At 57.5% G+C, this 8,925-nt stretch carries 12 protein-coding genes; all 12 read left to right on the top strand.

The window, feature by feature from the left end; translation table 11 throughout:
- The first annotated feature begins 3 nt into the window (after positions 1-3).
- Positions 4-474: a 30S ribosomal protein S7 gene (gene rpsG / locus OLX72_RS03795; RefSeq protein ID WP_114868850.1), complete on the top strand. Its 471-nt coding sequence runs from the start codon at positions 4-6 to the stop codon at positions 472-474.
- 23 nt (positions 475-497) lie between these two features.
- Complete coding sequence (fusA, locus tag OLX72_RS03790) at positions 498-2,621, top strand: elongation factor G (protein WP_114868851.1); 2,124 nt, start codon at positions 498-500, stop codon at positions 2,619-2,621.
- Positions 2,622-2,680: 59 nt separating this feature from the next.
- A complete protein-coding gene (gene tuf / locus OLX72_RS03785) occupies positions 2,681-3,856 on the top strand; it encodes an elongation factor Tu (RefSeq protein WP_114868835.1) in 1,176 nt (391 codons plus the stop codon).
- Between the two features lie 94 nt (positions 3,857-3,950).
- A complete protein-coding gene (gene rpsJ / locus OLX72_RS03780; RefSeq protein WP_108838874.1) occupies positions 3,951-4,265 on the top strand; it encodes a 30S ribosomal protein S10 in 315 nt (104 codons plus the stop codon).
- Between the two features lie 18 nt (positions 4,266-4,283).
- The gene (gene rplC, locus OLX72_RS03775; protein WP_114868852.1) at positions 4,284-5,150 is read left to right on the top strand and encodes a 50S ribosomal protein L3; all 867 of its coding nucleotides are present in this window, start codon (positions 4,284-4,286) and stop codon (positions 5,148-5,150) included.
- Positions 5,147-5,764 carry a 50S ribosomal protein L4 gene (gene rplD, locus OLX72_RS03770; RefSeq protein ID WP_114868853.1) on the top strand — a complete coding sequence of 206 codons (618 nt, stop codon included), beginning with the start codon at positions 5,147-5,149 and terminating at the stop codon, positions 5,762-5,764. Before rplC ends, rplD begins: the two co-directional genes overlap by 4 nt.
- Complete coding sequence (locus tag OLX72_RS03765; RefSeq protein WP_114868854.1) at positions 5,761-6,057, top strand: 50S ribosomal protein L23; 297 nt, start codon at positions 5,761-5,763, stop codon at positions 6,055-6,057. Before rplD ends, OLX72_RS03765 begins: the two co-directional genes overlap by 4 nt.
- Positions 6,058-6,227: 170 nt before the next feature.
- Positions 6,228-7,070: a 50S ribosomal protein L2 gene (rplB, locus tag OLX72_RS03760; RefSeq protein WP_114868855.1), complete on the top strand. Its 843-nt coding sequence runs from the start codon at positions 6,228-6,230 to the stop codon at positions 7,068-7,070.
- A gap of 3 nt (positions 7,071-7,073) precedes the next feature.
- Positions 7,074-7,352 carry a 30S ribosomal protein S19 gene (gene rpsS / locus OLX72_RS03755; protein WP_114868856.1) on the top strand — a complete coding sequence of 93 codons (279 nt, stop codon included), beginning with the start codon at positions 7,074-7,076 and terminating at the stop codon, positions 7,350-7,352.
- A gap of 3 nt (positions 7,353-7,355) precedes the next feature.
- Complete coding sequence (gene rplV / locus OLX72_RS03750; RefSeq protein ID WP_114868857.1) at positions 7,356-7,736, top strand: 50S ribosomal protein L22; 381 nt, start codon at positions 7,356-7,358, stop codon at positions 7,734-7,736.
- A complete protein-coding gene (gene rpsC, locus OLX72_RS03745; protein WP_114868858.1) occupies positions 7,736-8,443 on the top strand; it encodes a 30S ribosomal protein S3 in 708 nt (235 codons plus the stop codon). Before rplV ends, rpsC begins: the two co-directional genes overlap by 1 nt.
- Positions 8,444-8,456: 13 nt before the next feature.
- Positions 8,457-8,870 (top strand): 50S ribosomal protein L16, encoded by a 414-nt coding sequence (gene rplP, locus OLX72_RS03740; RefSeq protein WP_114868859.1) that lies wholly within the window; start codon positions 8,457-8,459, stop codon positions 8,868-8,870.
- Positions 8,871-8,925: the final 55 nt, after the last annotated feature.

The following is an 8,925-nucleotide window of genomic DNA, read 5'->3' as shown; positions in this document are numbered from 1 at the left end:
GGTATGTCCCGTCGTCACGCCGCTGAGAAGCGCGAAATTCTGCCCGACGCCAAATTCGGCGATCTGGTTCTGAGCAAATTCATGAATAACCTGATGATCGACGGTAAAAAGTCGGTTGCCGAAACCATCGTGTATAACGCCTTGGATCGTGTCGAAGACAAGATCAAACGCGCACCCGTCGAAGTGTTCCACGAAGCGCTGGACAACATCCAGCCCTCTGTCGAGGTTCGTTCGCGCCGTGTGGGTGGTGCCACCTATCAGGTTCCGGTCGAAGTGCGCCCCGAGCGCCGTCAGGCGCTTGCCATCCGCTGGCTGATCAAAGCCGCGCGGTCGCGCAACGAAAACACAATGGAAGAACGCCTTGCCGGCGAGCTGCTGGATGCTGTGAATTCCCGTGGTTCCGCTGTGAAAAAGCGCGAAGACACCCACAAGATGGCCGATGCGAACAAAGCATTCAGCCATTACCGCTGGTAAATTTTACACTGAGGCACTGACCCATGGCACGCGACTATCCGTTAACCCGTTACCGTAACTTCGGCATCATGGCCCATATCGACGCAGGCAAAACCACCTGCAGCGAGCGGATCCTGTTTTACACCGGCAAGTCCCACAACATCGGCGAAGTGCATGATGGCGCAGCCACAATGGACTGGATGGAGCAAGAGCAGGAGCGTGGTATCACCATCACGTCTGCTGCGACAACCACGTTCTGGCAGCGTCAGGAAGAGCCGACCGCCGAAGGGACATCCGACACGAAGTTCCGGATGAACATCATCGACACACCCGGCCACGTTGACTTTACAATCGAAGTCGAACGGTCGCTGGCTGTTCTGGATGGCGCGGTTGCCGTTCTGGATGCCAACGCCGGCGTCGAGCCGCAAACAGAAACCGTTTGGCGTCAGGCCGACCGGTACAAAGTGCCGCGGATCGTGTTCGTCAACAAAATGGACAAAATCGGCGCGGACTTTTTCAACTGTGTGAAAATGATCAAGGACCGGACCGGCGCGACGCCGTGCCCGGTGCAAATCCCGATTGGTGCTGAAACCGAACTGGAAGGCATCGTTGACCTGATCACCATGGAAGAATGGGTTTGGGAAGGCGAAGATCTGGGCGCGTCCTGGGTCAAAAAGCCGATCCGTGACAGCCTGAAGGACCAGGCCGAAGAATGGCGCGCCAACATGATCGAAATCGCCGTCGACATGGACGACGATGCGATGGAAGCGTATCTGGAAGGCACCGAGCCTGACGTGGACACGCTGCGCAAACTGATCCGCAAGGGTACTCTCGGGATCAAGTTCATTCCTGTTCTGTGTGGCTCTGCCTTCAAGAACAAGGGTGTCCAGCCGCTGCTGAACGCCGTGATCGATTTCCTGCCCAGCCCGCTGGACGTTGTCGATTACATGGGCTTCAAACCCGGCGACGAAACGGAAACACGTGATATTCCGCGCCGCGCGGATGATGCGATGCCGTTCTCGGGTCTGGCGTTCAAAATCATGAACGACCCCTTTGTCGGCTCGCTGACATTCACACGCATCTATTCCGGCGTGCTGAAAAAAGGCGACACACTGCTGAATTCGACCAAAGGCAAAAAAGAACGCGTTGGCCGGATGATGATGATGCACTCGATCAACCGCGAAGAGATCGAAGAAGCGTTTGCCGGCGACATTATCGCGCTGGCCGGTCTGAAAGACACCACGACAGGTGACACATTGTCGGATCCCAAAGATCCGGTGGTACTGGAAACCATGACTTTCCCCGATCCTGTGATCGAGATTGCCGTGGAGCCGAAAACCAAGGCAGACCAGGAAAAAATGTCGCAAGGTCTGGCACGTCTGGCGGCTGAAGATCCGTCGTTCCGCGTCGAAACCGACATCGAATCCGGTCAGACCATCATGAAAGGCATGGGTGAACTTCACCTTGATATTCTGGTGGACCGCCTGAAACGCGAATTCAAGGTCGAAGCGAACATCGGTGCACCGCAAGTGGCGTATCGTGAAACCATCAGCCGCGAAGTCGAACATGCCTATACCCACAAGAAACAGTCGGGTGGCTCAGGCCAGTTCGCCGAAGTCAAACTGCTGATTTCGCCGACAGAACCGGGCGAAGGCTATTCGTTTGAATCGCGCATCGTCGGTGGTGCCGTGCCCAAGGAATACATCCCGGGTGTTGAAAAAGGCATCAAGTCGGTGATGGACAGCGGACCTCTGGCCGGCTTCCCTGTGATCGACTTCAAGGTCGCGTTGCTGGACGGTAAGTTCCACGATGTTGACTCGTCGGTTCTGGCGTTTGAAATCGCGGCCCGCATGGGCATGCGCGAAGGCATGAAAAAGGCGGGCGCCAAAATGCTCGAACCGATCATGCGCGTCGAAGTGGTGACACCGGAAGAATACACCGGCGGCATCATCGGCGATCTGACCTCGCGTCGCGGTCAGGTACAGGGGCAGGATACACGTGGCAACGCCATCGCGATCGACTGCTTTGTGCCGCTGGCCAACATGTTCGGCTACATCAACACACTGCGCTCCATGTCGTCGGGTCGTGCGAACTTTACCATGCAGTTCGACCACTACGAACCGGTGCCGCAGAATATCTCTGACGAAATTCAGGCAAAATACGCCTAATCGAATAACCGCTGTTCGGGCACTGCCCCGAACAGCCTTGAACACTGAAGGAGGCCACCATGGCTAAGGCAAAGTTTGAACGCAATAAACCGCACGTTAACATTGGCACGATTGGTCACGTTGACCACGGCAAGACGACGCTGACGGCTGCGATTACGAAGTATTTTGGCGATTTCAAAGCCTATGACCAGATTGACGGTGCGCCGGAAGAGAAGGCGCGCGGGATCACGATTTCGACGGCGCATGTTGAGTATGAAACAGATGCGCGCCACTACGCGCACGTGGATTGCCCTGGTCACGCGGATTATGTGAAGAACATGATCACCGGCGCGGCGCAGATGGACGGCGCGATCCTTGTTGTGAACGCAGCCGATGGCCCGATGCCGCAAACGCGCGAGCACATTCTGCTGGGCCGTCAGGTCGGCATCCCGCACATGGTTGTCTACATGAACAAGGTGGATCAGGTGGACGACGCGGAACTGCTGGAACTGGTCGAAATGGAAATCCGCGAACTGCTGTCGTCCTATGACTATCCGGGCGATGACATTCCGGTCATTCCCGGCTCGGCTCTGGCCGCGATGGAAGGCCGGGATCCCGAGATCGGCGAGAACTCGATCCGTGCGCTGATGGCGGCGGTTGACGAATTCATCCCGACACCCGCGCGTGCGGTAGACCAGCCGTTCCTGATGCCGGTCGAGGACGTGTTCTCGATCTCTGGCCGTGGTACGGTTGTGACCGGCCGTGTGGAGCGTGGCGTGATCAACGTGGGCGACGAGATTGAAATCGTCGGCATCCGCGACACCAAGAAAACCACCTGTACCGGTGTTGAAATGTTCCGCAAGCTGCTGGATCGCGGTGAAGCGGGTGACAACATCGGCGCGCTGCTGCGCGGCGTGGACCGTGACGGCGTTGAGCGCGGTCAGGTTCTGTGCAAGCCGGGTTCGGTGACACCGCACACCAAGTTCGAGGCGGAAGCCTATATCCTGACCAAGGAAGAGGGTGGCCGTCACACGCCGTTCTTTGCCAACTACCGTCCGCAGTTCTACTTCCGCACCACGGATGTGACAGGCACGGTCCAACTGGCCGAAGGTACGGAAATGGTGATGCCGGGCGACAACGTGTCCTTTGGCGTTGAACTGATCGCGCCGATCGCGATGGAACAGGGCCTGCGTTTCGCCATCCGCGAAGGCGGCCGCACCGTCGGCGCCGGCGTCGTGTCCAAAATCCTCGCGTAAGCGGGACCAAGAAAAAACCTTCGGGTTCGACGTGGGCCACCGGATGAGCCGGTGGTCCACCTATCAACTCTAAAGCCGCTGAAAGGCTGAAGACATGCAAAGCCAAAATATTCGTATCCGGCTCAAGGCATTTGACTATCGGGTACTGGACGCCAGCACTCAAGAGATCGTCAACACTGCCAAGCGTACGGGCGCATCGGTGCGCGGGCCCATCCCGCTGCCGAACAAGATCGAGAAATTCACTGTTCTGCGTGGTCCCCACGTTGACAAGAAATCCCGTGACCAATTCGAGATCCGCACGCACAAGCGTCTGCTCGACATCGTTGATCCGACCCCCCAGACCGTAGACGCGCTGATGAAGCTCGACCTGGCCGCTGGTGTGGATGTCGAGATCAAGTTGCAATCGTAATTTAGGAGGGCACCAGATATGTTGCGCTCTGGTATTATCGCAAAAAAAGTCGGCATGACCCGGCTGTTCATGGAAGACGGCAAGCAGATCCCTGTCACCGTTCTTCAACTCGACAATCTTCAGGTTGTGGCCCAACGCACGGCAGACCAGCACGGATATTCCGCTGTTCAGCTGGGCACAGGTACCGCCAAGGTGAAACGTGTCAGCCAGGCAATGCGCGGCCACTTTGCCGCCGCCAAGGTTGAACCCAAGCGTAAAGTCGCGGAATTCCGCGTTGCCGCTGAAAACCTGATCAATGTCGGCGAGGAAATCACTGCAGATCATTACTTTGAAGGCCAGTTCGTCGACGTGTCCGGCACATCGATCGGCAAGGGTTTTCAGGGTGCGATGAAGCGCCACAACTTTGGCGGTCTGCGTGCATCGCACGGTGTTTCGATCTCGCACCGTTCGCACGGTTCGACCGGCCAGTGTCAGGATCCCGGCAAGGTTTTCAAAGGCAAGAAAATGGCCGGCCACATGGGCGCTGCCAAAGTGACCACGCAGAACCTTCAGGTCGTGAAAACAGATGCCGACCGTGGCATCATCATGATCAAGGGCGCTGTTCCCGGGTCCAAAGGCGCATGGGTGACAATCAAGGACGCGGTGAAAAAGCCGTTCCCTGAAAATGCCATTCTGCCCGCCGGGTTGCGCTCTGCTGCCGCAGAAGCCGCCGCCGCTGCCGAAGCCGCTGCTGCCGAAGCTGCCGCCGAAGCTGAAGCCGCGGCAGCCGCCGCCGCAGAAGCCGAAGCCGCCGCAATAGAGGCTGCTGCCGCCGAGGAAGCAAAGCCTGATACGGTTGCCGAGGCAGAAGCTGCCGAAGCTCAGAAGAAGGAAGGCGAAGAATGAAACTCGACGTCATCAAACTGGACGGCAAGAAAGCCGGAAGCGTCGATCTGGCCGAGGACCTGTTCGGTCTGGAGCCGCGCGCCGACATCCTGCACCGCGTCGTCCGCTGGCAGCGCAACAATGCGCAGGCCGGCACACACAAGGTCAAGACCCGGTCCGAAGTCAGCTATTCAACCAAGAAGATCTATCGTCAGAAAGGCACCGGTGGCGCACGTCACGGCGCACGCTCTGCACCGATCTTCCGCGGGGGTGGCGTTTACAAAGGCCCGACACCGCGTAGCCACGGCCACGATCTGCCCAAGAAGTTCCGCAAGTTGGGTCTCAAACATGCCCTGTCCGCCAAAATGGCGGCCGGTCAGCTGTTTGTGATCGACGAAGCGGCCTCGAACGGTAAAACTGCCGCTTTGGCGAAGCAGGTCAAGGATCTGGGCTGGAAGCGCGTTTTGATCATCGACGGCGCGTCGGTGAACGAAGAGTTCCTGAAGGCGTCACGCAACATTGAAGGTCTGGATATCCTGCCGACAATGGGTGCAAACGTTTATGATATCCTCAAGCGTGACACCCTGGTGATCACCAAAGCGGGTATCGAAGCACTGGAGGCACGTTTGAAATGACTGCCAAGCACGAACATTACGATGTGATCCGCAAGCCGATCATCACTGAAAAGGCAACCATGACATCCGAAAACGGCGCGGTTGTGTTCGAAGTGGCGATGGAAGCGAACAAGCCGATGATCAAGGAAGCGGTTGAAACGCTGTTCGGGGTCAAGGTGAAAGCGGTGAACACCACGATCACAAAAGGCAAGGTCAAGCGGTTCCGCGGCCAGTTGGGCAAGCGCAAAGACGTGAAAAAGGCCTATGTCACCCTCGAAGAGGGAAACACTATCGACGTGACCACCGGTCTCTGATAGTGAGCCACGAATCTGGTCTGGCCCCGGTTTTTACCGGGGCCATGACCGTTTAAAGCCGGGGACCTTCGGGGCCCTATAACACGGGCACCTTCGGGGGCCTTCAACATAGCGAGACATCTCTCGCACGGCGGGAAACACCCGCCGAAGCTAAACGGAAGACAGAAAGCATGGCACTCAAGTCGTATAAGCCGACGACGCCGGGCCAGCGCGCGCTGGTGCTGATCGACCGTTCGGAGCTTTGGAAAGGACGTCCTGTCAAATCCCTTACCGAGGGTTTGACAAAGAATGGCGGCCGGAACAACACCGGACGGATCACGATGCGCCGCAAGGGCGGCGGGGCGAAACGCCTTTACCGGATCGTTGATTTCAAACGTAACAAAGTCGATGTTGCAGCCACCGTTGAACGGATCGAATATGACCCGAACCGGACTGCATTCATTGCGCTGATCAAATATGAAGATGGCGAACAGGCCTATATCCTGGCGCCGCAGCGACTGGCTGTGGGCGACAAGGTTGTGTCTGCCACCAAGGCCGACATCAAACCGGGCAACGCGATGCCGTTTTCCGGCATGCCGATCGGGACAATCATCCACAATATCGAGATGAAGCCCGGTAAAGGCGGCCAGATTGCACGCGCAGCCGGCACCTATGCCCAGTTCGTGGGCCGCGATGGTGGCTATGCCCAGATCCGCCTGTCGTCGGGCGAATTGCGCATGGTGCGTCAGGAATGCATGGCCACCGTTGGTGCGGTCAGCAACCCCGACAATTCCAACCAGAACTTCGGTAAAGCCGGCCGTATGCGTCACAAGGGCATCCGCCCGTCTGTGCGCGGTGTGGTTATGAACCCGATCGATCACCCGCACGGTGGTGGTGAAGGCCGGACCTCTGGTGGTCGTCACCCGGTGACGCCATGGGGCAAGCCGACAAAGGGTGCAAAAACCCGGAACAAGAACAAAGCGTCCAGCAAGCTGATCATCCGCTCGCGGCACGCCAAGAAGAAGGGACGTTAAGATATGTCTCGCTCAGTCTGGAAAGGGCCTTTTGTCGACTCTTATGTCCTCAAAAAAGCCGAAGCGTCCCGCGAAGGCGGCCGCAACGAAGTGATCAAGATCTGGTCGCGCCGCTCGACAATCCTGCCGCAATTCGTGGGTTTGACCTTTGGCGTCTACAACGGTCACAAACACATCCCTGTTAACGTCACGGAAGACATGATTGGTCAGAAGTTCGGTGAATATTCGCCGACCCGCACCTATTATGGCCACGCCGCCGACAAAAAAGCGAAACGGAAGTAAGCCATGAGCAAGGATAAAAATCCCCGCCGCGTGGCAGATAACGAAGCAATGGCAAAACTGCGTATGCTGCGTACTTCCCCGCAAAAACTGAACCTTGTAGCGGCCATGATCCGCGGCAAGAAAGTGGACAAGGCCCTGACGGACCTCACGTTCAGCAAGAAACGCATCGCGGAAGACGTCAAGAAATGTCTGCAATCCGCAATCGCCAATGCCGAAAACAACCATAACCTGGATGTGGACGAGCTGGTTGTGGCCGAAGCGTATGTTGGCAAAAACCTGACACTGAAACGCGGCCGTCCGCGTGCCCGTGGCCGGTTTGGCAAGATCGTAAAGCCGTTTTCGGAACTGACGATCAAAGTCCGTCAAGTTGAGGAGCAAGCCTAATGGGTAACAAAGTCAATCCGATTGGTATGCGCCTGCAGGTCAACCGCACCTGGGACAGCCGCTGGTATGCCGACACCAAGGATTACGGTGATCTTCTGCTGGAAGACCTCGCAATCCGTGATTTCATCAACGAAGAATGTAAACAGGCCGGTGTGGCCCGTGTGATCATCGAACGTCCGCACAAAAAGTGCCGCGTGACGATCCACACAGCCCGCCCCGGTGTCATCATCGGCAAGAAAGGCGCAGACATCGAAACCCTGCGCAAGAAAATTGCCAAGATGACTGACAGCGAACTGCATCTGAATATTGTTGAAGTCCGCAAACCCGAGATGGACGCACAGCTGGTTGGCGAAAGCATCGCCCAGCAGCTGGAACGTCGTGTTTCGTTCCGTCGCGCGATGAAGCGTGCCGTGCAGAACGCGATGCGTATGGGTGCCCTGGGCATCCGGGTCAACGTATCGGGCCGCCTGGGCGGTGCCGAGATTGCCCGGACCGAATGGTACCGTGAAGGCCGCGTGCCTTTGCACACCCTGCGTGCCGACATCGATTACGCAAACGTCGAAGCGATGACCGCCTATGGCATCATCGGGATCAAGGTCTGGATCTTCAAAGGCGAGATCATGGAACACGATCCAGCTGCGCGTGACCGTAAAGCACAAGAACTCCAGGATGGTCCTGCGCCCCGTGGCGCTGGTGGCCGTCGCTAAGGGGGAATAGAAAATGCTTCAACCAAAGCGCACGAAGTTCCGTAAGCAATTCAAAGGCAAGATCAAGGGCCTCGCCAAAGGCGGATCCGATCTTAACTTTGGCACTTATGGCCTGAAAGCCACGCAGCCAGAGCGTGTGACAGCCCGTCAGATCGAAGCGGCCCGCCGCGCGATGACCCGTCACATGAAACGTCAGGGCCGTGTCTGGATCCGGATCTTCCCGGATGTTCCAGTCACATCCAAACCCACCGAAGTCCGGATGGGTAAGGGTAAAGGGTCTGTCGATTTCTGGGCCTGCAAGGTCAAACCCGGCCGTGTCATGTTCGAAATCGACGGTGTCGGCGATGACGTCGCCCGCGAGGCCCTGCGCCTTGCCGCGATGAAACTGCCGATCAAGACACGCATTGTGGTCCGTGAGGATTGGTAAATCCTCACGCGGGCGGTGTAGCGGGTTCTCCTAGAAAACCTGCGGGCCGCACCTA

The sequence above is a fragment of the Sulfitobacter sp. TBRI5 genome (assembly GCF_051013555.1).
GTDB lineage: Bacteria > Pseudomonadota > Alphaproteobacteria > Rhodobacterales > Rhodobacteraceae > JL08.
This window is presented reverse-complemented; position numbering and strand designations above follow the sequence as displayed.